General features: G+C 70.0%; 22 protein-coding genes. 13 read left to right on the top strand and 9 right to left on the bottom strand.

Going from position 1 to position 26368, the window contains the following annotated elements:
• The first annotated feature begins 2 nt into the window (after positions 1–2).
• Positions 3–1034, top strand: coding sequence for an ABC transporter ATP-binding protein (locus H0B56_RS18000; RefSeq protein ID WP_180894265.1), 1032 nt, complete (start codon positions 3–5; stop codon positions 1032–1034).
• A complete protein-coding gene (locus H0B56_RS17995; RefSeq protein WP_180894264.1) occupies positions 1031–2074 on the top strand; it encodes an ABC transporter ATP-binding protein in 1044 nt (347 codons plus the stop codon). The genes H0B56_RS18000 and H0B56_RS17995 overlap by 4 nt, the downstream gene beginning before the upstream one ends.
• Here H0B56_RS17995 and H0B56_RS17990 read toward each other — a convergent pair.
• Complete coding sequence (locus tag H0B56_RS17990; protein ID WP_180894263.1) at positions 1996–2967, bottom strand: EamA family transporter; 972 nt, start codon at positions 2965–2967, stop codon at positions 1996–1998. The genes H0B56_RS17995 and H0B56_RS17990 overlap by 79 nt on opposite strands.
• Before the next feature lie 72 nt (positions 2968–3039).
• On the opposite strand from H0B56_RS17990, the gene H0B56_RS17985 reads away from it, so the two are divergent.
• Together H0B56_RS17985 and H0B56_RS17980 are read left to right on the top strand one after the other, a co-directional pair.
• On the top strand, positions 3040–3984 hold the full coding sequence (locus H0B56_RS17985) for a LysR family transcriptional regulator (RefSeq protein ID WP_180894262.1): 945 nt from the start codon (positions 3040–3042) through the stop codon (positions 3982–3984).
• 92 nt (positions 3985–4076) lie between these two features.
• Complete coding sequence (locus H0B56_RS17980) at positions 4077–5144, top strand: winged helix DNA-binding domain-containing protein (protein ID WP_180894261.1); 1068 nt, start codon at positions 4077–4079, stop codon at positions 5142–5144.
• A 63-nt stretch (positions 5145–5207) separates the two neighbouring features.
• On the opposite strand, the gene leuA is transcribed toward H0B56_RS17980, so the two are convergent.
• Positions 5208–6995, bottom strand: a complete 1788-nt coding sequence (gene leuA / locus H0B56_RS17975) for a 2-isopropylmalate synthase (protein WP_180894260.1) — start codon at positions 6993–6995, stop codon at positions 5208–5210.
• Between the two features lie 250 nt (positions 6996–7245).
• Between leuA and H0B56_RS17970 the strand changes: the two genes are divergently transcribed.
• A complete protein-coding gene (locus H0B56_RS17970) occupies positions 7246–7677 on the top strand; it encodes a hypothetical protein (RefSeq protein WP_180894259.1) in 432 nt (143 codons plus the stop codon).
• Between the two features lie 28 nt (positions 7678–7705).
• Here H0B56_RS17970 and H0B56_RS17965 read toward each other — a convergent pair whose 3' ends face one another.
• Positions 7706–8317: a nitroreductase family protein gene (locus tag H0B56_RS17965; protein WP_180894258.1), complete on the bottom strand. Its 612-nt coding sequence runs from the start codon at positions 8315–8317 to the stop codon at positions 7706–7708.
• Between the two features lie 151 nt (positions 8318–8468).
• Here H0B56_RS17965 and H0B56_RS17960 point away from each other — a divergent pair, with 151 nt between their 5' ends.
• Both H0B56_RS17960 and H0B56_RS17955 read left to right on the top strand, forming a co-directional pair.
• Positions 8469–9734 (top strand): aspartate kinase, encoded by a 1266-nt coding sequence (locus H0B56_RS17960; RefSeq protein ID WP_180894257.1) that lies wholly within the window; start codon positions 8469–8471, stop codon positions 9732–9734.
• Positions 9734–10774, top strand: coding sequence for an aspartate-semialdehyde dehydrogenase (locus tag H0B56_RS17955; RefSeq protein ID WP_180894256.1), 1041 nt, complete (start codon positions 9734–9736; stop codon positions 10772–10774). Before H0B56_RS17960 ends, H0B56_RS17955 begins: the two co-directional genes overlap by 1 nt.
• A gap of 137 nt (positions 10775–10911) precedes the next feature.
• Here the strand turns inward: H0B56_RS17955 and H0B56_RS17950 are convergent, their stop codons facing one another.
• The gene (locus H0B56_RS17950) at positions 10912–12120 is read right to left on the bottom strand and encodes an MFS transporter (RefSeq protein WP_180894449.1); all 1209 of its coding nucleotides are present in this window, start codon (positions 12118–12120) and stop codon (positions 10912–10914) included.
• Between the two features lie 102 nt (positions 12121–12222).
• Between H0B56_RS17950 and H0B56_RS17945 the strand changes: the two genes are divergently transcribed.
• A complete protein-coding gene (locus H0B56_RS17945; protein WP_180894255.1) occupies positions 12223–13407 on the top strand; it encodes an RtcB family protein in 1185 nt (394 codons plus the stop codon).
• A gap of 28 nt (positions 13408–13435) precedes the next feature.
• Here the strand turns inward: H0B56_RS17945 and H0B56_RS17940 are convergent, their stop codons facing one another.
• Together H0B56_RS17940 and H0B56_RS17935 are read right to left on the bottom strand one after the other, a co-directional pair.
• Positions 13436–14320 carry a DUF2797 domain-containing protein gene (locus H0B56_RS17940; RefSeq protein WP_180894254.1) on the bottom strand — a complete coding sequence of 295 codons (885 nt, stop codon included), beginning with the start codon at positions 14318–14320 and terminating at the stop codon, positions 13436–13438.
• Between the two features lie 9 nt (positions 14321–14329).
• Positions 14330–15214: an alpha/beta hydrolase gene (locus H0B56_RS17935; protein WP_180894253.1), complete on the bottom strand. Its 885-nt coding sequence runs from the start codon at positions 15212–15214 to the stop codon at positions 14330–14332.
• Positions 15215–15822: 608 nt separating this feature from the next.
• On the opposite strand from H0B56_RS17935, the gene H0B56_RS17930 reads away from it, so the two are divergent.
• The gene (locus tag H0B56_RS17930; RefSeq protein ID WP_180894252.1) at positions 15823–16401 is read left to right on the top strand and encodes a hypothetical protein; all 579 of its coding nucleotides are present in this window, start codon (positions 15823–15825) and stop codon (positions 16399–16401) included.
• 149 nt (positions 16402–16550) lie between these two features.
• On the opposite strand, the gene H0B56_RS17925 is transcribed toward H0B56_RS17930, so the two are convergent.
• Complete coding sequence (locus H0B56_RS17925) at positions 16551–17618, bottom strand: alpha/beta hydrolase (protein WP_180894251.1); 1068 nt, start codon at positions 17616–17618, stop codon at positions 16551–16553.
• A 239-nt stretch (positions 17619–17857) separates the two neighbouring features.
• Between H0B56_RS17925 and H0B56_RS17920 the strand changes: the two genes are divergently transcribed.
• The 4 genes from H0B56_RS17920 (at position 17858) to H0B56_RS17905 (ending at position 22104) form a co-directional block, all read left to right on the top strand.
• Positions 17858–18424, top strand: a complete 567-nt coding sequence (locus H0B56_RS17920; RefSeq protein WP_180894250.1) for an NADPH-dependent FMN reductase — start codon at positions 17858–17860, stop codon at positions 18422–18424.
• Positions 18425–18553: 129 nt separating this feature from the next.
• Complete coding sequence (locus tag H0B56_RS17915; RefSeq protein WP_180894249.1) at positions 18554–19513, top strand: gluconate 2-dehydrogenase subunit 3 family protein; 960 nt, start codon at positions 18554–18556, stop codon at positions 19511–19513.
• Complete coding sequence (locus H0B56_RS17910; protein ID WP_180894248.1) at positions 19503–21224, top strand: GMC family oxidoreductase; 1722 nt, start codon at positions 19503–19505, stop codon at positions 21222–21224. The genes H0B56_RS17915 and H0B56_RS17910 overlap by 11 nt, the downstream gene beginning before the upstream one ends.
• A 1-nt stretch (position 21225) precedes the next feature.
• The gene (locus H0B56_RS17905) at positions 21226–22104 is read left to right on the top strand and encodes a ThuA domain-containing protein (RefSeq protein WP_219632884.1); all 879 of its coding nucleotides are present in this window, start codon (positions 21226–21228) and stop codon (positions 22102–22104) included.
• 85 nt (positions 22105–22189) lie between these two features.
• Here the strand turns inward: H0B56_RS17905 and H0B56_RS17900 are convergent, their stop codons facing one another.
• Positions 22190–22795: an NADPH-dependent FMN reductase gene (locus tag H0B56_RS17900; protein WP_180894247.1), complete on the bottom strand. Its 606-nt coding sequence runs from the start codon at positions 22793–22795 to the stop codon at positions 22190–22192.
• Positions 22796–22952: 157 nt separating this feature from the next.
• The gene (locus tag H0B56_RS17895; RefSeq protein ID WP_180894246.1) at positions 22953–26249 is read right to left on the bottom strand and encodes an AAA family ATPase; all 3297 of its coding nucleotides are present in this window, start codon (positions 26247–26249) and stop codon (positions 22953–22955) included.
• Between the last annotated feature and the right edge of the window lie 119 nt (positions 26250–26368).

Below are 26368 nucleotides of genomic sequence, written 5' to 3'. Positions count from 1 at the left end.
GCATGGCCTTGCTGACGGTGGACAACCTCTCGGTCACCTTCACGGGAAACAACCAGCGACCGGTGCGTGCCGTCGACGGGGTGTCGTTCGGCATGGACGAGGGCGAGGTGCTCGGGCTCGTCGGCGAGTCCGGCTGCGGGAAGAGCGTGACCTCGCTTGCGCTCATGGGGTTGCTGCCGACCCGTGGTGTCGAGGTCGGTGGTCGGGTGCACTTCGACGGCACCGACGTGCTGTCGTTGCCGTCGCGGCGGCTGCGGGACATGCGAGGCAGCCAGCTGGCGATGATCTTCCAGGATCCGCTGTCCTCACTCAACCCCGTTGTGCCGATCGGCAGGCAGGTGACCGAGACGCTCAGGCGCCACAAGGGTATGCGGGGCAGGGCCGCCCGGGACCGTGCCGCCGAGCTGCTGGACCGGGTCGGGATCCCCGACCCCGCGCGGCGGCTGACGGAGTACCCGCACCAGCTGTCCGGGGGTATGCGCCAGCGGGCCCTGATCGCGATGGCCGTCGCGTGCGCCCCGCGCCTGCTGATCGCCGACGAACCGACAACGGCCCTCGACGTCACCATCCAGGCGCAGATCCTCGACCTGCTCGGTGAGCTGGCGCGCTCGGAAGGGACCTCGCTGCTCATGATCACCCACGACCTGGGAGTGGTGGCCGGGTTGTGCGACAACATCAACGTGCTCTACGCGGGCAGGGTGATCGAGGTCAGTAGCAGGAAGCAGCTGTTCGCGAGCCCGCACCACCCGTACACCGCGGGGTTGCTGGGCTCGGTCCCGCGGCTCGACGCCCCGCGCGGCGAGGCGCTGACCCCGATCCGCGGTTCCATCAACGACACGATCGACTGGGATGACGGCTGCGCGTTCGCGCCACGCTGCGACCACTACACGATGGAGTGCCTGACCGGTACGCCCGAACTGGTGCGTGCGGGCGAGGGTCACCAGCACCGCTGTGTCAACCCGGTGAATCTCGACCCCGGGTCGGCACATGCCGACCGGCCCGACCCTGTCGCGGAGGGAGGAAACGTTCGATGAGCGTGCTCGAACTGGAAGACCTCAAGGTGCACTTCCCGATCAGGAGCGGGGTCGTCTTCGACCGGACCGTCGGGCACGTGCATGCGGTCGACGGGGTCTCGCTGTCCGTCGAGACAGGCAGCACCTACGGTCTGGTCGGCGAGTCCGGTTGTGGCAAGACCACGCTCGGCAGGGCCGTGTTGCGGCTCGTCGACATCACCTCCGGGCACGTGCGTTTCGAGGGAACCGACCTCGCCGGGCTGTCGGGCGAGGAGATGCGTCGCAGGCGAAGCCGCCTGCAGATGGTGTTCCAGGATCCGCTCGGCAGCCTCGACCCCCGGCAGAACGTGGAGTCGATCCTGGCCGAAGGGCTCGAGGTTCACGGGATCGGTCAGAGCAGGGCCGATCGTCGTACGAAGATCGTCGACACGTTGGAACGGGTGGGGCTGGCGAGCAACGCGCTGTCCCGCTACCCGCACGAGTTCTCCGGCGGGCAGCGGCAGCGGATCGGTATCGCGCGTGCTCTGGTGCTGGAGCCCGATGTGATCATCTGCGACGAGCCGGTGTCGGCATTGGACGTCTCGGTGCAGGCCCAGGTGCTGAACCTGCTCGAGGAGCTGCAGTCGGCGTTCGGGCTGACCTACCTGGTGATCGCGCACGATCTCGCCGTTGTGCGGCACATCTCCGACGTGATCGGGGTGATGTACCTCGGCGGGCTGGTGGAAGAGGCCGGGGCGGACGAGCTCTACGCCGATCCGATGCACCCCTACACCAAGGCGCTGCTGTCCGCGGTTCCGATCCCGGACCCGGTGGTCGAGGACGCCCGGGAGCAGATCCTGATCCCCGGCGACCTCCCCTCGCCGTCCTCCCCGCCGAGCGGGTGCCGGTTCCACACCCGGTGCCCGTGGCGGCAGCCCGAGCGGTGTGACACCGAACGCCCTGAGCTGCGTGAGGTGGCCCCGGGACACCGGGTCGCCTGCCACTACGCCGAGGAGATCCGTGCCGGCGAGCTGCGGTCGCGTTCGGCCGATGTGGCTGCGGGTACCCCGCCACCGGCATGAGGCTCGCTGCGCGCCGCGTCGGCGCCACCACGAGCGGGCCTGGATCCGAGCAGTACACCGCCGATGACGAGCAGCGCCGCGAACAGCTCGACGACGGTGGGACGCTCGCCGAGCAGCACGAAGGCCGCGGACATCCCGACGACCGGTACCAGCATGGAGAACGGCGCGACCGTTCCCGCCGGGTTGCGCCCCATGAGCACCGCCCACAGCGCGGCCGCGATCACGCTGCCGAACAGCGCGACGTAAGCCAGGCCGGCGAGAGCGGCCCAGCCTTGCGCGGAATTGATCGTGCTCACCGCGCGCCACGCGGTGCCCGGCCCCTCCGTGAGCAGGGACAGGGTCAGCAGCGGCAGGGGTGGCACGACCGCCATCCAGACCGTGAACCGCAGGGCGCTGTCCGGCCGGGCCTTGCGCACGCACAGGTTGCCCGCCGCCCAGCTCAGCGCGCCGAGCAGGGTCAGCGCCATCGGCAGCAGCGCGGCGTGCTCGGACCGTTGCCAGCCGATCAGTGCCATGCCCGCGGCCGCGATCACCACGCCGAGCGCCGCGACCGGGCGCACCGGCTCGGCAAGCAGGAACGCACCGAGCAGGACCGTGAACGGTGCGGAGGCCTGCAGGACGAGGGAGGCGAGTCCCGCGGGCATCCCGAGTTCCATACCGACGAACAGGAACGCGAACTGGCATGTGCCCGTACCGAGCCCGTAACCGAGCAACCACCGCAGCGGTACGCGGGGCGGCGGCACGAACAGCACCACGGGGATCGCGATCAGGGTGAACCGCAGGGCAGCCGCGAGCAACGGCGGGAAGTGCCCGAGGGTGATGTCGATGGCGACGAAGTTCATACCCCAGAGCAGGGCGATGACGACGGCAAGGATGCGATCTCGGGAAGCCACGCTACCGAGAGTGGTGCGAAGAAATGTAAAGCACAAGCGAAAATAATTGCAAGATATTTGTAGTATTACTGTATGGACATTCCCAAGCTGCGCACGCTGCGCGAGTTCGCCGATCGCGGGAGCGTGACCGCGGTCGCCGAGGCGCTGCATTGCACGCCCTCGGCGGTGTCCCAGCAGCTCCGGGCGCTCCAGGCGGAGGTCGGGGTCCCGTTGACCGAGCCGGCAGGCAGGGGGATGCGGCTCACCGACGCGGGGCGTGCGCTGGTGGCGCGCGCGGACGAGGTGCTCGCCGCTCTGGAGCGCGCGGAGTCGGATGTGGACACCTACCGCAGCGCGCCGCGCGGGCGAGTGCGGGTGGCGCTGTTCCCCTCGGCCGCGTTGATGCTGCTACCGGGGTTCCTGCACAGGGTCGCCGAGGTCACCGATCTCGAGGTGGAATCATCGGGTGTGGAGCTGACGCCGGGCGAGGTCCCCGGCTTGCTCGCGGATTACGACGTCGTGCTGACCCACAGGGACGAGCACGCGGAGGCACTCGACTCGCCGTCGGGTGCCGCGGGCGAGGACGCGAACAGGCTGCGTGTGGTGCACCTGCTACGGGAACCGTTCGACATCGCGCTGCCACACGGCCACCGGCTCGGGGCGAAGCACAAGGTGGAGCTGGCCGATCTCGCGCACGAGCGGTGGATCAGCGTGGATGTCGGCTTCCCCGCCGACGACGTGTTGCGGTCCGTGGCGATTCGTACCGGTATGCATCCACACGTGGTGCAGCGCATCAACGACTTCCGGGTGATCGAGGCACTGGTGGCAGCCGGGCACGGCGTCGCGCTGCTGCCGAGGTATTCGATGGCTGCCAGGGGAGGCCGGCTGGTCCGCCGTCCCCTCGCCGGGATCCGCGCGGCACGGCACATCGAGGCGGTGCTCCGGGCAGGGGGGCCGACCCGTCCCGCCGTCTCCGCGGTCCTCGACATGCTCAGCGCCGAGGCCACCGCCGTTACCAGCACCCCGGACGCCGAATGACGCGTTCAGTCCCTCTGCTGGACTGAACGCGGCATTCAGCGCACCAGCTTGTCGGGATGCGGGGATACGATGCGGTCGTTCGAGGAGGGCTGATGGCAGGTACCGCGGAACGCGAGATCGCACGGCTGCGGCTCGTGGCGCAGCGGTTGTGCGGGCACGGACACGAGACCGCCGCGGACGCTGTTCGGTGGCTGACCGCCCTGCAGGGCCAGGACTACCCGGGTGCGCTGACCTCCGTGGCGTTGCGTACCGAGGACGGCAGCCGGGCGAAGGTCGAGGAGGCGATGAACGCGGGCGAGGTCGTGCGGTCCTGGCCCATGCGCGGGACGCTGCACCTGGTCGCGGCGGAGGACCTTCCCTGGTTGCTGCAGGTGACCGCCACCCGTGCGGTGGCAGGCGCTGCTGGTCGCCGCGCTCAGCTCGACCTGGACGAAGCGACCCTGGAAAACGCCCGGACGGTCGCGGTGCGGGTCCTCTCGGGAGGACGGCAGCTGCGACGGGCCGAGCTGCAAGCGGCTTGGGAGGATGCCGGCGTGTCGGTGGCAGGCCAGCGCGGCAACCATCTGATCAGGCATCTGGCGCAGACCGGGACGCTGTGTTTCGGGCCGGTAGCCGGTGGCGAGCAGCGGATCGTGCTGCTCGACGAGTGGATCCCGCGCGGGCGGCAGCTGGAACGCCCCGAAGCCCTCGGCGAGCTCGCGCTGCGCTTCTTCCGGAGCCACGGACCAGCCACGCACAAGGATCTCGCCCGCTGGACAGGCCTGACCATCACCGATGTCCGTACCGGAGTCGCCGCCGCCAGGCCGGAACTGGCCACTCTGGAACTCGACGGTGCCGAGTACCTGATGGACCCGAGCACTCCCGAGCTGCTGGAGCTCTACCGCGAGCGGGTAGCAGGGGTCCACCTGCTACCCGGATTCGACGAGTTCATCCTCGGCTACCAGGACCGCCGCGCGGCGGTTCCCGCGGAGTTCGCCGACCACATCGTGCCCGGTGGCAACGGGGTGTTCCGGCCGACCGTGGTCAGTGACGGCCGTGTCGTCGGCACCTGGAAACACAGCGGTACGGGCGCGAAGCGAACCGTGCGGGCGACACCGTTCACCACCTTTCCCGCGGAGGTCAGCGACGCCATCCCGGGTGTGTACGCCGCACTCCCCTGACCCGCAGGGTTGAGCTGAATGACGCGTTCAGTCCATCAGAGGGACTGAACGCGTCATTCAGCGTTACCGGTAGGCGCGGTTGACGGCCGAGATCACGGCACGCAGGGACGCGGTCACGATGGAGGGGTCGATGCCCACGCCCCAGTAGACCTGCTCGCCGATCGCGCATTCGACGTAGGAGGCCGCCTGGGCGTCGTCGCCCGCGGTCATCGCGTGCTCGCTGTAGTCGAGGAGCCGGATGTCGAAGCCGATCGTGGACAGCGCGTCGAAGAACGACGCGATCGGCCCGTTGCCGGAGCCGGTGATCTCCTGCTCGTCGCCGTCCACACGCACCGTCACCGTGATGGAGTAGTGCCCGCCTCCGTTGTCGACGACGTGCGACCGCATCAGCTCGAGCGGCTGGGTGGCCGTGAGGTACTCGGCCGAGAACGCCTCCCACATCGTGGTGGGGTCGATCTCGCCGCCCTCCGTGTCGGTGTACTGCTGGACCACCTGGGAGAACTCGACCTGCAACCGCCGCGGGAGGTCGAGCTGGTGCTCGCTGCGCATCACGTAGGCGACGCCACCCTTGCCGGACTGGGAGTTCACCCGGATCACGGCCTCGTAGGTGCGCCCGACGTCCTTCGGGTCGATCGGCAGGTAGGGCACTTCCCACGGGTAGTCGTCGACGGGCACGCCTTCCGCGTCCGCAGCGGCCTGGAGGGCGTCGAAACCCTTGTTGATCGCGTCCTGGTGGCTGCCGGAGAAGGCCGTGAACACCAGGTCCCCGCCCCACGGTGTGCGCTCCCCGACGGGCAGCTGGTTGCAGTACTCCACGGTGCGCTTGATCTCGTCGATGTCGGAGAAGTCGATCTGCGGGTCGATGCCCTGGCTGAACAGGTTCATGCCGAGCGCGACGAGGTCGACGTTGCCGGTGCGCTCCCCGTTGCCGAACAGGCACCCCTCGATCCGGTCGGCACCTGCCTGGTAGCCGAGCTCGGCCGCGGCGATGGCGGTACCCCGGTCGTTGTGCGGGTGCAGGGACAGGATGAGCGAGTCCCTGCGCTCCAGGTTGCGGCCCATCCACTCGATGGAGTCGGCGTAGATGTTCGGCGTGGCCATCTCGACGGTGGCAGGCAGGTTGACGATCACCGGATGTTCCGGGGTCGGCTCCAGGATCTCGGTGACGGCGTTGGAGATCTCGGCAGCGTAGGACAGCTCGGTTCCGGTGTAGGACTCCGGTGAGTACTGGAAGCGGAAGCTGGTGTCCGTGTACTTCGCCGCCAGCTCCTTGGCCAGCTCCGCGCCCTGCGTGGCGATCTTCTTGATGCCCTCGCGTCCCTCGCGGAACACCACGCGCCGCTGCGCGATGGAGGTGGAGTTGTAGAAGTGCACGATGGCCTTGTTGGCACCTTCCAGCGCCTGGAACGTGCGTTCGATCAGCTCGTGCCGGCATTGGGTCAGCACCTGGATGTGCACGTCGTCCGGGACAGCCCCGTCGGTGATGATCTCGCGGACGAAGTCGAAGTCCGTCTGGCTGGCCGCGGGGAAGCCGACCTCGATCTCCTTGTACCCCATCTGTACGAGGAGGTCGAAGAACTTGCGCTTGCGCGCGGGCGACATCGGGTCGATCAGCGCCTGGTTACCGTCCCGCAGGTCCACGGCGCACCAGAGCGGGGCGCGGCCGATACGCACGTCCGGCCAGGTCCTGTCGGGCAGTGTGATGTCCTCGACCAGCTCGTACCAGGGGCGGTAGCGGTGGTACGGCATCGAGCTGCCCCGCTGGGCGTTCCATACGGGCTGGTCAGCGGGGGCCGGCTTGGCGGGGGTTCGCGGGTTGCGGGTCCCGCCTGGTCGCGCTGTGGAAGTCATTGGGGGTTCTCCTGCTCTCCTGACGGCGAATGCTCCGGATTGACCGGCGCCACGACGAAACCCCGCGACGGGGAGCCGGTCTGATCAGGCCCCGTCGCGGCAGCGAAGCAGGAGAACGAACGCCATTGCGTCAAGGGTAACCCGTGCGGCTGAACGGCGACCAGCCGGGCCGCACCCCGGAGTGCGAACGGGGACGCGACGATGCTACGTGCCAGTAGCGTCACGCCGATCAACATGACAAACTTCCCCTATGTCAGACCACGCCAAGGACGAACCGCCCAACAACGACGAAACTCGTGCCATACCGCGGGCAGGCGGGGTGTCCGACAGCGAGCAGGGTCGCTCGCGTGCGCGCCGGTCGCCGGCCGTCGACTGGCGGGCAGTCAAGGACCAGTTCGTAGGCGTACTCGCGGGTGCCGTCCGTTGGGTGGGGTTGATCTTCGCAGTGCTGCTCGTGCTGCATGTCGTCTTCACCCTGGCCGATGCGAACCCGGACAACTCGATCGTCGACTTCGTCACGAATACCGCTCCCTCGCTGACGCTCGGGTTCGAGAACATGTTCACCTTCGACGAGCGCAACACCGAGGTGCTCGTCAACTTCGGCATCGCGGCGTTGTTATGGCTGGTGATCTCCTCGGTCGGTGCCTCGATCATCCGCAGGCTCGGCGGCGCTCAGGTTTAGGGCTGCCCGCTGGATCTTCGCCGGGCAGCTAGGGCGTGTCCCGGAATGCCGGCGTGCCCCACTCGCCGAACGCGAGCTCGTCGAGGGTGATACGCCTGCGCGGGGCCTGCTCGCGCTCGGCCAGGTTCTCGTCCCCGAGGACCTTCGCGTCCGCCTGCACGCCGACGGCGAGGGCAACCAGCGGTTCGGCGTAGTCCGGCAGGGCGAAGTCGCGGCGCGCCGCCTCGGCGTCGAACCCGGCCATCTGGTGGGCCGCGAGCCCGCTCGCGGTGGCCTGCAGCACGAGGTTCTCGGTGGCAAGGCCGGCACTGTAGGTGGCGTACGGGACGGTGCCTTTCGCGTTCTCGGTCATCGCCACGACCAGCAGGAGCGCGGACGCGCGACAGGCCCAGCTCCGGTTACGTTCGGTGAGCGCGGCGAGGATCTTGGCGTGCACCGTGTCTCCTCTGCGTCCGACCAGGTAGCGGGCGGGCTGGGTGTTGCCGAACGACGGCGCCCAGCGCGCGGCCTCCAGCAGCGCGCGCAACTGGCGGTCGGAGACGGCCGCGTCCGGGTCGAACGCCCGGGGGCTCCACCGCGAGGCGATCAGCTCGTGCACAGGCACGCTGGTCGTGGCCGGTTTGTCGGGTGGTGCGGGCATGCGATCAGATTATGCGCCGCATCGGGTGGTTTCGCGTGGCGGTTGCCACACGGTATGCCGTACAGGGGGTGACGGATCTGTACCCTGGTTCGCAAGCATGTAACGGCGCTAGCCCGAACGGGGTGAGGCGCAGCGAGGAGGGTGACGCGCTGTGGCGCTCATAGTCCAGAAGTACGGTGGTTCGTCGCTGGAGAGCGCCGATCGCATCAAGAGCGTTGCGGAGCGGATCGTCGAGACGAAGAAGGCCGGCAACGATGTGGTCGTGGTGTGCTCGGCGATGGGGGACACCACCGACGAGCTGCTCGACCTCGCGGAGCGGGTGAACCCGACACCACCCGAGCGCGAGATGGACATGTTGCTCACGGCGGGGGAACGCATCTCCAACGCGCTCGTGGCGATGGCGATCAGCGCGCAGGGCGCCGAGGCGTGGTCGTTCAGTGGCTCGCAGGCCGGGGTCGTGACCACGTCCGCCCACGGCAACGCACGTATCCTCGACGTGACGCCGGGCAGGGTCACCGAGGCGCTCGCGGAAGGGTATGTCGCGCTCGTGGCGGGCTTCCAGGGTGTCTCGCAGGACACCAAGGACGTCACCACGCTCGGCCGGGGCGGGTCGGACACCACCGCTGTCGCGCTGGCCGCCGCGCTGGATGCCGACGAGTGCGAGATCTACTCGGACGTCGACGGTGTCTACAGCGCTGATCCGCGGATCGTGAACGACGCTCGCAAGATCGACACCATCCCGTACGAGGAGATGCTCGAGCTCGCCGCGACCGGGTCGAAGATCCTGCACCTGCGCGCGGTGGAGTACGCGCGTCGTTACGGCGTGCCGTTGCGCGTCCGCTCGTCCTACAGCAGCAAGCCGGGCACGCTCGTGACCGGTTCGATTGAGGAGATTCCCGTGGAACAAGCGCTGATCACCGGCGTCTCGCACGATACGTCCGAAGCGAAGATCACGGTGACCGATGTGCCCGACTACGAGGGCGCCGCGGCGAAGATCTTCCGCGCGGTCGCCGACGCGGAGATCGACATCGACATGGTGCTGCAGAACGTCTCGCGCACCTCGTCCGGGGTGACGGATATCACCTTCACGCTGTCGAAGTCCAATACGGAGGAAGCGGTGAAGGCGCTCGAGCACGTCCGGGAGGACGCGGGCTTCGACGCGGTGCTGTGCGACGAGAACGTCGGCAAGGTCTCGCTGGTCGGCGCGGGCATGCGATCGCACCCCGGTGTCACGGCCACGTTCTGCGAGTCGCTCGCCAACGCGGGCGTCAACATCGAGATCATCAACACCTCGGAGATCCGGATCTCGGTACTGATCAGGGATGCCGATGTGGATGCCGCGGTGCAGGCGCTGCACGGTGCGTTCGGGCTCGGCGGCGACGAGGAAGCCGTCGTCTACGCGGGGAGTGGTCGCTGATGAGCCAGGGTGTGCGGATCGGGATCGTCGGCGCGACCGGACAGGTCGGTGCGGTCATGCGCGGGATCCTGGCGGAGCGGGACTTCCCGGTGGCCGAGATGCGGTACTTCGCCTCGTCCCGCTCGGCGGGTACCTCGCTGCCGTGGCGCGACTCCGAGGTCACGGTCGAGGATGTCGCTACGGCGGACCCGTCCGGACTGGACATCGCACTGTTCTCCGCGGGTGGCTCCACGTCGAAGGCGCAGGCGCAGCGGTTCGCCGACGCCGGTGCCATCGTGATCGACAACTCCTCGGCGTGGCGGTTGGATCCCGAGGTGCCGCTGGTCGTCAGCGAGGTGAACCCGCAGGCGATCAAGGAGGCGCGCCGCGGGATCATCGCCAACCCGAACTGCACCACGATGGCCGCGATGCCGGTCCTCAAGCCGCTGCACGACGAGGCCGGGCTCGCCAGGCTGATCGCCAGCACGTACCAGGCGGTCTCCGGTAGCGGCCTGGCCGGGGTCGAGGAGCTGGGTGCCCAGCTGCGCGCCGCAGGGGACAGGGCGACGGAGCTGGCCCACGACGGTCGCGCCGTGCAGCTCGGCGAGCCGGAGAAGTACGCGCGCCCGATCGCGTTCAACGTCCTGGCGATGGCCGGCTCCCTCGTGGACGACGGCAGTGCGGAGACGGACGAGGAGCAGAAGCTGCGCAACGAGAGCCGGAAGATCCTCGGTATCCCGGACCTGCGCGTCTCCGGCACCTGCGTGCGTGTACCGGTGTTCACCGGCCACTCGCTGTCGATCAACGCGGAGTTCGAGCGGCCGATCACACCGGAGCGGGCCTACGAGGTGCTGTCCGGGGCGGCAGGCGTGGCCGTGGCGGAGATCCCCACGCCCCTGGAGGCTGCGGGGACCGACCCCAGCTACGTCGGCAGGATCCGCGCCGATGACGGGGTCGACGGTGGCCGTGGTCTCGCCCTGTTCGTCAGCAACGACAACCTGCGCAAGGGCGCGGCACTGAACACCGTCCAGCTCGCCGAGCTGGTCGCCGAGACGCTGTAGCGGCGCCTCCGCGCGACTCGGTTGCCCGCGCGGCGGGTCGGCGTCCCGCGCCGTCACCACGTGGCCGGATTGCCCGGTGCACGCGCTGAACGGCTACGACCCGTCGCACAGGCGCGAGTACGGCTGTGCGGAGCCGTTCAGGCTGCCGAACCGGCCAGCTCGCCTGCCCTGTCCCGTGTGGACGGTGTCAGTCTGCCGATGGTCACGGCGACGGCCGCGATGAACAGGCCGCCGAGGCCCGCGGCCGCGAACCCCCACGCCGCCGAGGAATGGTCCATCACGAAACCGACGGCGGGCGAGCCGATCGCGAGCCCGAGGCGGGTGGCGCTGTCGAGCATCCCCATCGCCTCCCCGCGTACCTTGGCCGGGGCGAGATGGCTGATCGCCTCCGCGCCTGCGGCCAATGTCGGCGCGCACATCAGGTTGGTCGGGATGAGCGCGAGCGCGAGCAGCCACCACGCCCCGCCTGCCAGGCCGACCGGCACCACGAGGGCGGCGAGCAGGATCATGAGCGTCGGCTGGGACAGCGACCTGTGCACCGCCCCGTGCGTCAGGCCGCCCGCGAGCGAGGCGAGGCACATCACGACGATGACCAGGCTGGTCCAGCTGACCTGGTCGTGCTCGCGCAGTATCGCGAGCGCGGCGAGCTCGGTCCCGACGAGGACGAACAGGGCCCCGCCCGCCAGGAGCAGCGCCCTGGCGAGCCGGGGGGTGAGCCAGTCGCGTAGTGGCGGGCGTTCGCCCTTGCGCAGGTGTGCGGTGTCCGCTGTGCGGATCGGGGGGTTGACCAGGTACAGCGCGGTCCCGGCGGCACCGAAGCAGGCACCGATGGCGGTGAGGGCGATCGTGCTGGACAGCTGGGTCGTCAGCAGGATGCCGGTGGCCGGCCCGAGCATGAACGAGAGCTCGATGAGGATCGAGTCCAGCGAGTAGGCCGTGCGCTGCAGCCGGGCCGGCACGATCGCCGCGAGGATCTGGCGCATGACCGGGCTGGCTGGCACCGCCAGCATCCCCGCGGGAAACGCGAGGATCAGCAGCAGCGGGTACGTCAGGTGCGGCGCGCTGATCCAGTAGGCGGCCGAGGCGGTCGTGCACGCGGCGATCACGGGGCGCAGGCCGTGCCGGTCGAGCATCCTGCCGATGAACGGTGCGGCGGCGGCTGTGCCTACCGTGGTCATCATCCCGACGAGGCCGGCTGCCCCGTATCCCATGCCCAGCGCGCTGACGATGTGCAGGGTGAGGGTGAGCCCCATGGCCGTCATGGGGACACGGGCGAGGAAGGTGAGCAGCATCGCCGTCGGCACCTGGCGGTAGGCGAACATGCGACGGTAGTCCCGCAGCGGCATGCGGACCATCACAACGCATTCTGGTACGGACGTGCAACTGATTTGTCCCGCAGGTCACGGCGACCGCTGCCGGCAGGTACGAGGCCAAGGAGGGCAACGCGCATGACCCTCGGGGAGACGGGTGCGCCGATCAGGATGTGGGCCGACCCCGCTTCGGTGGATGAGGCGGTGATGGGGCAGCTGCGCGATATCGCGAACCTCCCGTGGACGCACGGGCTCGCGGTGATGCCGGACGTGCACCTGGGCAAGGGCGCTGCGGTCGGCTGCGTGATCGCCATGCGCGACGCGGTCTGCCCGGCCGCGGTCGGGGTCGACATCGGATGTGGCATGAGCGCCGTGCCGTCGTCCCTGCATGCCGACGACCTGCCCGCTAACCTGCGAAAGCTCCGCAAGCGCATCGAGGCCGCCGTGCCCGTCGGCTCGGCCGTGCACCGGAGTCCGGTGGATACCGGCAGCGTCCCTGGCACCGGTGACTGGGACGCGTTCTGGCGGGACTTCGGCAACCTTCACCCGGGCGTGCGGGGTATGGCTGACCGCGCGAGAAGCCAGCTCGGCACTCTCGGTGGCGGCAACCACTTCATCGAGGTCTGCCTCGAGCAGGGCGGCCCGGACGACGGCCGGGTGTGGCTGATGCTGCATTCGGGGTCGCGCGGGATCGGCAACGAGCTCGCGCAGCGGCACATCGACATCGCCAGCGGCCTGGCGCACAACGCTGACCTGCCGGACCGGGATCTGGCCGCGTTCCTCGCGGACACCCCGCAGATGCGCGCGTACATCCATGACGTCTTCTGGGCGCAGGACTACGCGGCGCGTAACCGGGCCATCATGCTCTGGCTGGTGAAGAGGGCACTTGCGGATACGGTTCGCGGGGCCCGGTTCGACGAACCGATCTCGTGTCACCACAACTATGTCGCCGAGGAGACCTATGACGGGGTGAACCTGCTGGTCACACGTAAGGGGGCGATCAGGGCGGGTGCCGGGGAGCTGGGCATCGTGCCGGGGAGCATGGGGACCGGCTCGTACATCGTGCGCGGGCTGGGCAACGAGCGCGCGTTCCGGTCGGCCGCGCACGGCGCCGGGCGCCGGATGTCGCGGAACAAGGCGCGCAAGACCTACTCCGCGCGCGATCTCGCCGCGCAGACCAGGGGCGTGGAGTGCCGCAAGGATGCGGGCGCCCTCGACGAGATCCCGGCCGCGTACAAGGACATCGACTCGGTGATCGAGGCGCAGCGCGACCTGGTCGAGGTGGTGACACGGCTCAAGCAGGTCGTGTGCGTGAAGGGATGACCCCGGGCCTGGGGCCCGGGACGTACGCTCAGAACAGTACGTGCTCGCCGGGACCGCGCGGGGTGGTGCGGTAGCCGACGGGCGCGGCGTCGGTGGGCTGCAGGGGCCAGCCCGCGAGCATGCGGCCGCTGAGCATGGTGGGGCCGTCGTCGGTGTCGAGTACCAGCTCGGTGCCGATGACCGTGCGGACCGAGCCGGCGAGCACGCAGGTGGGTGTGAGCGTGGTGATGTCGGCGACGGTGTTCGGCAGCCGGTCGAGCCCGAACATCTCGGTGTGCTCGACCTCCTCGAACGGCAGCGGTTCGAGGCCGCTCGGCCACCCGCCGCACCGTATCGCCTGCTGGTAGGCGGTTTCGAGCTCCGCGCGGCGTCTGTCCGCCGGTGGGAGGTCCCACAGCCCGGCCAGCTTGGTCGTGCGCTTGCGCCGTTCTGGCGCCAGGCGGGCCGCCGCGACCGCGCGTTCGGCCGCGCGGATGACCTCGTGTGGTCCCTGCGCCAGCCAGGTGAATGCCAGCGCACCTTGCTCGGCGAGCCGGTTGTGACCCCTGCCGACGGTGGTGATTCCGACTTTGAGCAGGCCGGGGCCGAACCACGCGAGGTAGAGGTGGAAGGGCCTCGGGTCGACCACCGCGTCCCGCGCGATGGCCCTACCGGGGTCGGTGGCCGCGCACGACCGGCATTGGGTCTCCGAGGTGTTCCTGCGGATGTGGCTACCGTGCGGGCACCGGCGCCGATCGTCCTGCCGGACCCCGACGCAGAACCGGGAGGAGCCCAACCGCACGCCGACCGGCCGGCCTTCCTCGAGCGCGCTCTCGTGTTCGTAGCCGTTCTCGTCGGCGACGGTGAGCGTGGCGCTCGAGCCTCGCCACCTGATCCCGCCACACAACCCCGCGGGTATCGAGCAAGTCGACATAGCGATATATCAATCGAGTAGGTGTCGCGTGAGGAACTCCGTCTGGTCGGCGACCGCGCGCTCGAAGTCCTCGCCGAGGTAGATGTCGAAATGCCCGATCGGGTAACGCTTGATCTCGGCGCGGGGGGCTGTGCTCGCCCACTTCACGGTGTTGCCGGCAGGGCAGAGCGTGTCCTGGTCGGTCACGCACCACAGGGCCGGGCACTGCACGTTCTTCGCCATCCTGCCCGGCCGGTACAGCGGTACGTGCAGCCCGATCCGCGCGGCGACCCTGTTCTGCCACGTCGACTCGGCCGGGACGAGCGCCTCCATGCCCGCCTTGGCATCCGGGGTGTTCATCATGCCGAGCTGTCCCGGCTCGGCCACGGCGGGAATGTAGTGCGGCGCCTTGCCGAGCAACGCGCGCGCCTGGTCGCGCACGGCATGCGCGGTGACCCGTACGGCGTGGACGGGAGGTATCACGCGCGTCGTGGCCGCGCCGTCGGAGAACGGGCACTGTGCCACCATCGCCGCGATCCTGCGGTCCTCGGAGGCCAGGCGTACCACGTGACCGCCCGAGTAGGACGAGCCGAACAGCGCGATCCGGGCGGGGTCGGCCCACGAGACGCCCCGTGCCGCGGCGATCGCGGCCCGCCAGTCGTCGAGCTGGCTGCCGATGTCCAGCAGCTGGCGCGGCTGACCGCCGCTGGCGCCGAAGTACCGGTAGTCGAACAGCAGCACGCCGATGCCCGCGGAGGCGAACCGCTCGGCGTAGCGCGTCAGGGCGAGCTCACGCGTGCCCGTGAAGCCGTGTGCCATCACCACGACCGGGTGCGGGCCGTCGCCGGCCGGACGGTAGAGCCAGGCGGCGCATTCCGTGCCGCGGGAGGTGAAGGGGAAGTCTTGGGTCTCCATGTCTCCATCCTCGCGGGAGCCCTCGCCCTCCCGTCAACGCAGGGTCGTCAGCTCGGCACAGTGACCGGCCGCCTGTCGCGCGGGTGATCGAGCTGCGCGCCGTTCCGGCGTGTCGTACGGCACGCGGAGGCTGCGCGGCTACACTTTCCCGCGAGTTCGTTCGCGGGGCGGGCTACGAGTCACGGCCGGTCATCCGGCTCGCCCGCCATGCGCGCTCACCGGTCGCGAGTCACCTACTCGGCCATGGGGAAGTGCGGTAACGGACCCTGTGGGTAGTTCCATGGAGTGCCCTCTCCCCCGTTCAGGGGTGTGCTGTGCGGTGAGAACCGTGTGGGTTACATTCTCGCGCCACAGAGTGACGACTGGGCCACAGCGACGCCTGTCATGACGCAGCGCCGACGACAGTGCTCGCACGACCGCGTGGGTTGATCATCATTTACGGGGAAATCTGCGATCCGGTATTCGCTATGTGATCATTCGCCGGGGCTGGCTCCGCATTCTTCGCCTGGTGCGTGATCGACTCGGCGAGTACGCATGGAATCTGGCGGGAACGCAATCCTCGAGAGGAGTAGCTGATGAGAAGGAAATTCGCTCGCTCGATTGCCGTGGTGGCGGTCGGTAGCCTTTTATCCTTGGGTGGTTCGAGTATCGCCACGGCGAGTGCCGCGGAAAGTGCTGTCGATGAGTCGACGGGTTCGTCGAGCACGGCCAGCGCAGCGGCGCAGCTCAGCGAGACGCACGCCGAGATCTCCGAGGCGGCCGAGGCCGGTGATGTCGACCGCACGGCCGCCGGGGTGGAGCGTGCCCAGTCGCTGCTCGGGGAAATCGCTGGTGGCGAGCGGTACAATCTGCCGAGCGAGGTGAGCGAGCAGGCTGCGGCTGCCCGGACGGAGGCTGACCGGGTCGCTGCCGGCCTCGAGGAGCTCGACGGGACGGAGCCGCGCATCCTCGGCACGCTGAACAACCTCGTGCAAGGCTTGCTGATGACGATCGCCGATCTGGTCGACAGCGTCCTCGGCGGCGGCATCGGAGCTGATTTGCCCGGCGGCGGTGTGGCTGATTTGCCCGGCGGTGATATGCCTGAATTGCCGACCGAGGATTCCGCCGAAGAGTCCGGTGACGAATCAGAAGACGATTCCGGCGAATCGGAGGAGGGCGGCGACGAATCGGGGGCCGACCTTCCGTGACGGTCCGGGTCCTCCGGTTCGGTCATTCCTCCCGGAACGGATATTTCTGAGGATGCACATTCCAGCCGGGGTCCGGCGGGCGCTGCCCGCCGGACCCCGGCATGTGCGCGGTGGGGCCTCGTCACCAGCGGATGGCCGTGGCGACGGCGCTAGCGACCTGCCAGGGTGAGGCCGGTGCGCAGGGCGGCGGAGATCTCCGAGGTCGCCTCGCGGAACCGGCCGCCGAGCCCGATGAAGTTGACGAACCCGTGGATCAGGTCCGGTTGCCTGCTCAGGGCCACCGGCACGTTCGCCTTGTTCAGGGCCCCGGCGTAGGCCTCGCCCTCGTCGCGGAGCGGGTCGAAGCCAGCGGTGACCACGTAGGCGGGCGGCAGGCCGGAGAGGTCGGCCGCGCGCAGCACGGACAGGCGCTCGTCGGCCTTGTCCGTACCGGCGGGGAGGTAGAGGTCCTCGAACCAGTCCATGTCCTCGCGGGTGAGGAAGAACCCGTCGGCGAACAGGTCGCGGGACGGGGCCCGGGTGGTGAAGTCGACCGCCGGGTAGATCAGGAGCTGGAAGGCGGGAGCGGGTCCCTTCCCGCGGGTCGTCTGGTGGGCGACGACGGCAGCGAGGTTGCCGCCCGCGCTGTCCCCGCCGACGGCGATGCGGGCCGGGTCGATCCCCAGCTCCGCGGCGTGGCCGTGCGCGTACTCGAACGAGGCGAGCGCGTCGTCGACAGCGGCGGGGAACGGGTTCTCCGGGGCGAGCCGGTAGTTCACCGACAGCACTCGCACGCCACCCTGCTTGGCCAGCAGGCGAGCGACGTTGTCATGGCTGTCCACATTGCCGATGACCCACCCACCGCCGTGGTAGAAGACCAGCAAGGGGGCGGGTGCCGTGACGCCGGCGGGGCTGTACAGGCGCGCATCGAGCGAGCCATCCGGTGTGGGTATGCGCAGCTCGCGGGTGATCACCGGCTGGATGGTGGGCCCGGCTGTCATCGACGAGGACGCGTCCAGCTGCGCGCGCGCCGCGACGGGATCGTTCAAGCCGCTGAGGCTCATCCCGGAGAGATCGAACAGCCGCAGCAGCAGCTGCGCATCGAGGGCGAGCTCCTGGCTGTCGACACGGACCGGCTTGCCTGCTATGCGTCGCTGCACGGGGCGCGGCAGGGCGAAGGTGGCGCGAAGGCCTGCTGCTTGCGCGCCCAGCGGTACGCGCTGGGTCAACGTGGTCATGAGACGTCCTCCTGGACATTCGGATACCCGGAGTTTGTCATGTGCTCCCGGTCATGGGGATGGTGGCCTACGGCACAGTCCGGCCGGGACATCATCGGAATGGCTGACGGACCTGCGCGGGAAGTGGCGGTGTGGGGTGTGGCGCGTGTCAACTGTTCGGGTAAGACTGGACTTGAAGTGCTGTCGAGGTCGTACGGTGGTCGGCGTATCCGTGCCCGTATGCCTGGAGAAGTCACGTCATGACGATCACAGTTGTTGGTATCGGCGGCTCGTTGCGCGCGGGGTCGCAGTCCGAACGCGCGCTGCGCATCGCGCTGGACGGGGCGGCCGATGAGGGGGCGGCGACCAGTGTGATCACCGGTGAGGATCTCGTCCTGCCGTTCTACGACATCGCGATGAGCGAGCGCACCCCCGCGGCCGAGCAGCTGCTCGACGCGGTCCGCGCAGCCGACGGAGTGGTGATCGCCTCCCCCGGCTATCATGGTGGGCTTTCCGGGCTGGTCAAGAACGCACTGGACTACATAGAGGACTTGCACGCGGACGGCCGTCCGTACCTGCACGGGCGCGCTGTGGGGTCGATCGCTGTCGCCTTCGGGTGGCAGGCCGCTGTGACCACGCTGAACCAGCTACGCACCACCGTGCACGCGCTGCGCGGCTGGCCGACACCCCTTGGTGGCGCGGTGAACTCGGTCGAGACGAAGTTCGACGAGGCAGGCGGCGCCAACGAGCCGAGGGTCGAGGCGACCCTGCGTGCGATCGGCGAGCAGGTCGTCGACTTCGCGCGTGGCGAAGCCGGTGGGGACTGACGCGCTGCGCTGTTTTGGTGAAACATGTTCACATTCTGTCGATGTGATGCCTAGACTCCCCGCGATGACACGGCACCCGTCCCGCCCGGCGGGAGCGGGGCCGACCGTGGACGCGAGTGGAGGCGACGAATGGCGAGCGGAGGAGGGGATCGCTGGGTTCCCCGCAGGGTGCTCCTGCGCGGTACCGGCGCGGTCGCTGTCGCGGTCTTCGCGCCGCTGACCGGCGGTGGTATGCGGCAGGCCGTGGCGGTACCGCGGGGTTCGGCCGAGCAGCCGCGCTACCTGACACGTGCCGAGCTGGAGACCCTGCGCGCGGTTGTCGACAGGATCGTGCCGGAGGACCATGCCACGCCGGGTGGTGCCCGTTCCGGGTGCGCGGAGGCCATCGACGGGCTGCTCGGCGCGTTCCGCGAGGACCCGCCATTGATCTTCGCAGGCGCGCCCTTCTCCGACAGGGCGGGCAGTCCCGTGAACCATTTCGCCGAGTTCCTCCCGCTGGACTCCTATGAGGAGACGGCCTGGCGGCTACGGATCGAGGGCTCGCGCGACCGGCCGGAACGGACGTTCAACGGACCCGTCACGGGGTTCCAGACCATCTACCGGGACGGCCTTGCCGCGCTGGACGAGGCAGCCGTCGGCGGGCGCCGGTTCGCCGACCTGACCGCGCCGGAACAGGACCTGTTGCTGGCCACCTCGCGGGACCCCGCGGTGACCGCCTTGATGGACGTGGCGGTGCCGCACACCTTCGAGTTCCAGTACGGCGCGCCCGAGTACGGCGGCAACGCCGACCTCGCTGCCTGGGACTACACGGGGTACCCGGGAGATGTGCAGCCACGGGGCTGGACACGCGAGGAGGTCGAAGAACCCGACCGGCACGCCGGGCCCGTGGCGCCGCTGCCGGGCGTCGTGCCGGCGGACGAGCTGGTGGCCGCCCTCGCGCTGGCCCACCCCGACGCTGTTCGTGGCGTACTCGCCCGCAGCGGCGGGCTGCTGAGCGGGTTGCGCGGCGAGGTCGGCTCGGCCGTCGCCGCGGCCAAGCGACACGGGGCCGTGCGCGGCGAGGAGGGAGGGTCCACGGATGGCTGGTGAGGCCGTGATCATCGGTTCGGGCGCAGCGGGCAGCGTGGTGGCCTGGGAGCTCGCGCGCAACGGTTGGTCTGTGACCGTGCTGGAACGGGGCAGGCACCTGCGGGAGGGGCTCGGCGAGCGTCCCAGTGGCGAGCTGGGCACCCGGTACGGCAGCGACGAGATCAAGAACGTCTCCCGTGCGATGGGGTTCCCGGACGGGCTTCTGGAGCCGTACACCACCCGTACTCAGGCCGAGGCCGCCGACGGCACGGCCCGCTCGGCACGCGGCGCGCTCGGCCAGCTTGGCGCGGCCGTCGGGGGTACGACGCTGCACTACAACGCGAAGACACCGCGCTTCTGGAAGCAGGACTTCACACAGCTGTCCGACCACGGTCCCGTGGAGGGCGCGCAGGTGGCCGACTGGCCCATCGGCTACGACGACCTCGAGCCGTACTACGACGAGGTCGAGCGGCGCGTCGGGGTGCAGGGAGACATCGACGCGATGCCCTCCCGCACTCTCGAGCAGTCACCCCGCAGCGCGGGCTTCGAGATGCCCCCGAACCCGGTGCCCTACGTGGGCTCGCTGCTGGGGGAAGGGGCACGGCGGGCCAGTTACACGACGTACCCGCAACCGGCCGCGGTGAACTCGACCGGGTTCGACGGCAGGCCCGCGTGCAACTCCTGCGGGCTGTGCTCGGGGTACGGCTGCCCGATCAACGCGCGCGGCGACGCCCTGGTCTCCTGGCTCAACCCCGCTGTGGGCACCGGACGGGTGCGGGTCATCGACAGGGCGTTCGTGCACCGCATCGACACCACCCGGAAGGGCCACCGCGCGCGGCGGGTGCGGTATCTGGACATGTCGGGCCGCGAGCACGCGGTCTCCGGGGACATCGTCGTGGTGGCAGGCAGCCCGATCAACACCGCGCGCCTGTTGCTGCTCTCGGCGACCGGAGCGCACCCGGACGGGCTCGGCAACGGTTCCGGCCAGCTCGGCAGGAACATGATGTTCCACAACCTCACCCTTGCGGTCGCGGTGTTCGGCGAGGACGTGCACCCGCTTCGCTCGCAGAGCAACGCGTTACAGCTGGACGACCTGGTGGGGCCGTTCACCGGCCCCGAGGTCAAGGCTCTCGGGGTGCCCTACGTCAAGGGCGCCATGGTCCAGGTGGGTGGCGCGATGCCGCTGCTGGAGAGCGCGGAGCTGTATGCCGGGCTGGTCGGCTACGGGCAGGCGCACAAGGAGCTGATGAAGGCCGCGCTGACCTACACGAGGATCGGCGGGTCGGCCATGTGGCACGAGGACCTCCCGCAGGCGGACAACCGGGTGGATCTCGACCCGGAGGTGACGGACTTCCTCGGCATACCGTCGGCGCGCATCACCTACAGCCCGCACCAGCACGAGAAGGCGGCGGCGATGCTGCTCGGGCCGCGGATGCAGGCGTTCCATCAGCTGGCGCCGGGCGCGATCGCCTCGGCGTTCGTGCCGTACCCGGTGATCTCCGACGGCGCGACCTACAGTGCGCACCTCGGTGGTACCGCACGTATGGGTGAGGACCCGGCGACCTCGGTGTGTGACGGCAGCGGGCGGATGCACGAGGTCGACAACGTCTACGTCGCCGACGCCTCCACCTTCCCGACGTTCCCGGGTTTCAACCCGACTCTGACGATCATGGCCAACGCGCTGCGGATCGCGCGCGGCATCGCGGGCGGTTCGCGGCAGGGAGGGAGTTGACATGCCCGACGGTCCGGTATCACCGCGGACGAGGCGTACGGCGCTGCGGTCGGGGGCGCTGGCGCTGTCGGTACCGATGCTCGGCGCGTCCGGGGTAGCCGCGGCGAGTCCCGGGCGACGGTCCGGTTCCCGGCCGTTCCGGGTTCTGGTGTTCTCCCGTACCGCCGGTTTCCGGCATGCGTCCATTCCGGACGGTATCGCTGCGATCGAGGAGCTGGGGGCGAGCAACGGCTTCGGTGTCGATGCCACGGAGGACCCGGCCGTGTTCGCCGCAGGGGAGATCGACCGGTACAGTGCCGTGATCTTCCTGAACACCACGGGAACCGTGATGGACACCGCGGGGCAGCGACGGGCGCTCGAGCGCTATATCGGCGCGGGCGGCGGTTATGTCGGCGTGCATTCCGCATCGGACACCGAGTACGACTGGCCGTTCTACGGCCGGCTCGTCGGTGCCTACTTCCACACGCACCCGCTCCAGCAGGCGGCGCGGTTCGACAACGAGGCCCCCGAGCATCCCGCGACCGCGCATCTGCCTGACCGGTTCACCGTGTTCGACGAGTTCTACTCGTTCGACCACAATCCGCGACCGGAGGTGCGCGTGCTGCTGACGATCGACGAGCGCACCTACCTGCCGGACCCGAACACCAGCAACATCCCCTTCGACGGGGACGGGGAGTTCAATGAGGACTTCCTTCCTGGCGAGAGTGGCCGCATGGGCGACCACCCGATGAGCTGGTGCCACAGCAACCTCGGCGGGACGTCGTTCTACACCGCGCTCGGCCACGAGAGCTACCTGTACCGCACCGAGTGGTTCCGCCGGCACCTGCTCGGCGGCATCCTGCTCGCCGCGGGCAGGGTGCGCGCGCACAGCCCGGGCTAGGTGGGAGCCGAAGGTGACATCGGGCTCCGTCTATGGAACCGCTGTCACCTTCGGCTCCCACCTGCCTCCGGAATGCCGGGGCCGGTTACCCCGCGGCGACGTACGGATGTTCGGCGCGTGCCGTGCGCAGGGCCCGCGACCACCACGTCAGCTGGTCCAGCATGAGCTTCGCCGCGCCGTCCACGCCGGGTGAGCTCGGCCAGCCGAGCCGGTCGGTGTGGCCGAGGTCGATGCTCACGCCGTCGCGGGTCGTGGTGGCGTGCACCTCGGCGAACACCTGGCGTAGCTGCTCCACGGCGCGGATGCCCTTGGCCGCGCCGCCGTAGGAGACGAAGGCGACGGGCTTGGCGGACCACTCGCCGTAGAACCAGTCGATGGCGTTCTTCAGCGCGGCCGGGTAGGCGTGGTTGTACTCGGGCGTGACGACGACGAAGCCGTCCGCGTCCGCCAGGCGCTCGCCCACCGCGGTCACCTCGGCCGGGAGTGATCCGTCGTCGTTTCCGGCGAGGATGGCCGGCAGCTCGGCCTCGGCCAGGTCGATCATGTCGACCTCGATGTCCGTGCGGGACCGGGTCTGGGTCAGGAACCAGTCCGCGATCGGCTTACCCGCGCGGCCCGGGCGGGTACTTCCGATGATGACGGCGATACGGAGCCGGTCGGTGGTCGTGGTGGGCGCTGTGCTGCTGGACATTCGTTCCTCCTGCGTCTGATACGCCTTCGGTGCGTCGCACACCGAAGGCGCGAGACCGGATCTGGCGATGCGAGGCCGTGCCCGGGTAGGAGCCCGATGTCACGTTCGGCTCCCTAGAAGAACCCGGTGTCACCTTGGGCTCCCACCTGCCGGCCGGTCAGAGCGACCAGGACATCGCGCGGGTGGGCTGGTAGCGGCATGTGACACCGGTGGACACGGTCGCGCGCAGGTGCTCGGCGAGTTCCGGGTGGTGCTCGTCGAGCCTGCGCAGCGAGTCCCGGATACGCGCCGTGACCGTCTTGCGCGCGCGTTCGGCGCCGTCGCCGAGCTTGCGCGCGCGCCCGGACAGGCCGCTCGCGGTACGCAGCTCGTCCAGCAGGGCCTCCCGCTCCTGGTCCAGAGCCGCCGCCCGCGCGTCGTCGTGCCGGTCGAGGGCGCGATCGATCTCCTCGCCGAGCCCGCTCAGCCGCCGCTGGTACTCCGCCTTCGCGCGTTCGTCGAGTACCGGGTCGGCGCCGAGGCTCCGCTCGGCACGCATGGTGTCGCCGCCGTCCGGGTTGACCAGTTCGACCGCGGGGATCTCGGTCCCCGGCCTGCTGAGCAGCGTGTGCAGGTCGCGCAGGCCCTTGGCGTCCGGTAGGTGGACCGTCCGTCCCGCGAAGGTCAGGTTCCACACCCGACCGTCGTGGCGGAACTCGTCGCGCGTGCGCTCCGCCCCCGTCGCCCATGTCGCGGCGGGATCTTCCGCCGCTCCCGGCGTGCCCGACGCGGCGGCGGTGCCGTTCGACTCGGCCGGTGCGGGCGCGATGCTTCTGGCGCGTTCGGCCGTGTCGCGCATGCCGATCTCGCTGGCCGCGCTCGCAACCCCGGCCAGCAACTCCGAGGCGGTCGCGGCGTCGCCGGGCGCTGAGCGCCCCAGCAGCGCGCGGGCCAGGTGCAGGCGCGCGTCGAGCGACCACGGCCGGGCGTCGAGGGCGTCGGCCGCGTCTCGCGCGGCGGTGAACCCGTCGATGGCCTCGTCCCAGCGCATCTCGGCCGCGTCGAGCTGAGCGAGCCAGAAGCTGTACGGCCCGTACGACGTCCCGCCACCGGCGACCACGGCCCACAGGTCCCGGTACCCAGCCAGCGACGCACGCGCTTGCTCGCACAGCTCGGCATCCCCGGTACCCGCGGCGACCTGTGCCTGGGCTCGCAGCACGACGGGAGTGAACATGCCGGGGTACTCGTCGCGGAGCGCGATGATGCCGGGTAGTCGGTGCCGGACGCTCTGGGCGTCACCACGCTGCGCGGCGGTGATGACCTCCGGGATCAACGCGTAGTCCGACCCGTCGCCGTGGTACTTCTCGATCACCCGGTCGGCCGCGTCGAAGTCGCCCTCCATAAGCGACAGGGCCCAGCGCTGCTCCTGCCACAGGCGGAACCGGTCCGCCTCCTCCAGGTGCTCACCGAGCGCGAAGGCGCTGTCGATGGCCTCGCGGGCCTCGTCGAACCGGCCCTGCATGGTGGCGATCGCCCCCGTCCTGGAACGGGCCAGGAAGCGGAACCGGGGTAGCTGTGCACGCTCGGCGAGCGTCACGAACGAGGTGTGCGCGTCGAGCGCGCGCGGGTCACCCTGTTCAAGCAGGGCGACCATGCGCAGCAGCGTCCCGTGCATCTCCAGTTCGATGTCGTGGTCGTGCAGCCCGACCGTGATCATTTCCTCGGCCAGCGCCCCCCGTTCGGGCGCGGTCCCCGGCTTCCAGATCGTGTCGTGCCGTGCCAGCAGGCTGAAACCGACCGCCTCGTCGTCACCGCAGGTGCGTGCGAGCTCGACGGCGCGCGCGCTGAGCTCCGAGGCCCGCCGGTCCCCAGGCGCCGCGTGCGCGCGGGTCCTGCCCGCCGCGGCAAGCGTGCGCACGATCAGGGGGTCGTCCTGGGCGAGGTCGTGTGCGGCCAGCCGAGCCAGCGCCTCGTCGAGGAGGTCGATCTCGCGCCTGCCGTCCGTATCCGGCTCGGCGAGCCCGAGCCCGTGCCGTCCCAGCGCTGCGCGCGCGAGCGGCCGCGGGTCGTCGAGCTCGCGCGCGACCCGCACGACCTCGTCGAAGGTGGCGCGCGCCCGGGTGAGCAGGCCAGCGCAGTGCTGCGCCGATCCCAGTTCCAGCGCGATCCGCGCGTACAGCGCGGGATCGTCGTCGGGGACCAGCTCGAGCGCGCGATCGTAGTGGCCGGTGAGCTCCTCCGGGGCGAGCCTGCCGCAGGCGTCGGGCGCGGCCGCCAGCAGGTACTCCCTGGCGTCCTCGGGTGCGATCTCGGGAACGGCGAGGTAGGCGTGGTGGGCCAGGTCGCCGGGCCCGAACGTGCCGGGATAGACCTTCGCGCGTCGCATGCCGCGCACCACGGCAGCGTGCCTCCGTCGTGCCTCGACGCGGTCCATGCGCGCATGCAGCGCCTCGCGTACGAGGTCGTGGACGAAGGCGTAGCAGCCCGGGTCGACGGTGGTCACCAACCGTGCGGAGACGGCCCGGCCGAGCAGCCCGTCGAGCTCGGTGGTGCCGGTTCCCGCAGCGGCCGCGAGTGCCTCCCTGTCGAACTCGCGGCCGAGGATCGCTGCCGTGGACAGCAGGTCCACGACCTCGGAAGGAAGGTGCGCCAGCCGGGCATCCAGGGTTTCCCGGATCCCTGGCGTGATCGCCTCCGTCGAGCCACCGCCGTGCCACAGCCGGACCGCCTGCTCGACGAAGAACGGGTTGCCGCCGGTGCGGCGGTGCACCGCGGCCGCCGTGTCCTCGCTGGGCATCTCGCCGACGGTGCGGGCGATGACCTCGCGCACCTGCTCGACGTCGAGTCCCGTCAGGGTCAGGGTGGTGGCCTTGGTCAGTAGCGGGGGGAATGTCTCCCGCAACCGGTGCTCGGCGGTGTCGACCTCGACGTCGCGGTAGGTGCCGATGAGCAGCAGCCGCTCGAACCAGGTGTGCCGCGCGACGAACTCGAGCAACCTGACCGACGCGGGGTCCGCCCAGTGCAGGTCGTCGAGCACCACGACGAGTGGTCTGTGCTGCGAGACCATGACGAGCGCGCTGGTAACCGCGTCCTGGACGCGGAAGGTGGCGTCCCCGGCCGCGTCGGCGCTGTCCGGCGTGTCGTCGGCCTCGCCGAGCACGTATGCCAGGCCCCGCCCAGCCACCGACTCCACGGCCCGCCATTCATCGGGGGTGGCTGCCCGGCGCAGACCGCGGATGACCTGTACCCATGGCCAGTAGTCGGGTGCGCCTTCCCGGTCCCAGGTGGCGGCGTTGAGCACCAGGGCGCCCTGCGCGCCTGCTTCCCTGGCGGCCTCGATGACCAGGGAGGTCTTGCCGATGCCGGCCTCGCCGGCCACCAGTACGAGGCCGCCGTGACTGTGCACCGTCCGGTCGAGCTCGGCACGCAGCACGGTGTGTGGATGGTCGCGGCCGATCAGCCGAGATGCCGTCACGACGTGATCACCTCCCCAGGGGTGTGCCGTATGGCGGACGGTGTCTCGCGCTGCGAGATCGAGTCTCGCGCCAGATGTGGTGATGACTCAACGCTACCGAAGGGACGCCATGGCCACGT

The sequence above is a fragment of the Haloechinothrix aidingensis genome (assembly GCF_013450155.1).
Taxonomy (GTDB): domain Bacteria; phylum Actinomycetota; class Actinomycetes; order Mycobacteriales; family Pseudonocardiaceae; genus Haloechinothrix; species Haloechinothrix aidingensis.
This window is presented reverse-complemented; position numbering and strand designations above follow the sequence as displayed.

Excerpts from the sequence above, each read along its gene's own strand:
- H0B56_RS17955 (WP_180894256.1), top strand. The coding sequence starts at position 9,734 with ATGAGCCAGGGTGTGCGGATCGGGATCGTCGGCGCGACCGGACAGGTC.
- H0B56_RS17945 (WP_180894255.1), top strand. The coding sequence starts at position 12,223 with ATGACCCTCGGGGAGACGGGTGCGCCGATCAGGATGTGGGCCGACCCC.
- leuA (WP_180894260.1), bottom strand. The coding sequence starts at position 6,995 with ATGACTTCCACAGCGCGACCAGGCGGGACCCGCAACCCGCGAACCCCC.
- H0B56_RS17910 (WP_180894248.1), top strand. The coding sequence starts at position 19,503 with ATGGCTGGTGAGGCCGTGATCATCGGTTCGGGCGCAGCGGGCAGCGTG.
- H0B56_RS17950 (WP_180894449.1), bottom strand. The coding sequence starts at position 12,120 with ATGCCGCTGCGGGACTACCGTCGCATGTTCGCCTACCGCCAGGTGCCG.
- H0B56_RS17920 (WP_180894250.1), top strand. The coding sequence starts at position 17,858 with ATGACGATCACAGTTGTTGGTATCGGCGGCTCGTTGCGCGCGGGGTCG.
- H0B56_RS17980 (WP_180894261.1), top strand. The coding sequence starts at position 4,077 with ATGGCAGGTACCGCGGAACGCGAGATCGCACGGCTGCGGCTCGTGGCG.
- H0B56_RS17905 (WP_219632884.1), top strand. The coding sequence starts at position 21,226 with ATGCCCGACGGTCCGGTATCACCGCGGACGAGGCGTACGGCGCTGCGG.
- H0B56_RS17940 (WP_180894254.1), bottom strand. The coding sequence starts at position 14,320 with ATGTCGACTTGCTCGATACCCGCGGGGTTGTGTGGCGGGATCAGGTGG.
- H0B56_RS17900 (WP_180894247.1), bottom strand. The coding sequence starts at position 22,795 with ATGTCCAGCAGCACAGCGCCCACCACGACCACCGACCGGCTCCGTATC.
- H0B56_RS17915 (WP_180894249.1), top strand. The coding sequence starts at position 18,554 with ATGGCGAGCGGAGGAGGGGATCGCTGGGTTCCCCGCAGGGTGCTCCTG.
- H0B56_RS17970 (WP_180894259.1), top strand. The coding sequence starts at position 7,246 with ATGTCAGACCACGCCAAGGACGAACCGCCCAACAACGACGAAACTCGT.
- H0B56_RS17965 (WP_180894258.1), bottom strand. The coding sequence starts at position 8,317 with ATGCCCGCACCACCCGACAAACCGGCCACGACCAGCGTGCCTGTGCAC.
- H0B56_RS17985 (WP_180894262.1), top strand. The coding sequence starts at position 3,040 with ATGGACATTCCCAAGCTGCGCACGCTGCGCGAGTTCGCCGATCGCGGG.
- H0B56_RS17935 (WP_180894253.1), bottom strand. The coding sequence starts at position 15,214 with ATGGAGACCCAAGACTTCCCCTTCACCTCCCGCGGCACGGAATGCGCC.
- H0B56_RS17995 (WP_180894264.1), top strand. The coding sequence starts at position 1,031 with ATGAGCGTGCTCGAACTGGAAGACCTCAAGGTGCACTTCCCGATCAGG.
- H0B56_RS17925 (WP_180894251.1), bottom strand. The coding sequence starts at position 17,618 with ATGACCACGTTGACCCAGCGCGTACCGCTGGGCGCGCAAGCAGCAGGC.
- H0B56_RS18000 (WP_180894265.1), top strand. The coding sequence starts at position 3 with ATGGCCTTGCTGACGGTGGACAACCTCTCGGTCACCTTCACGGGAAAC.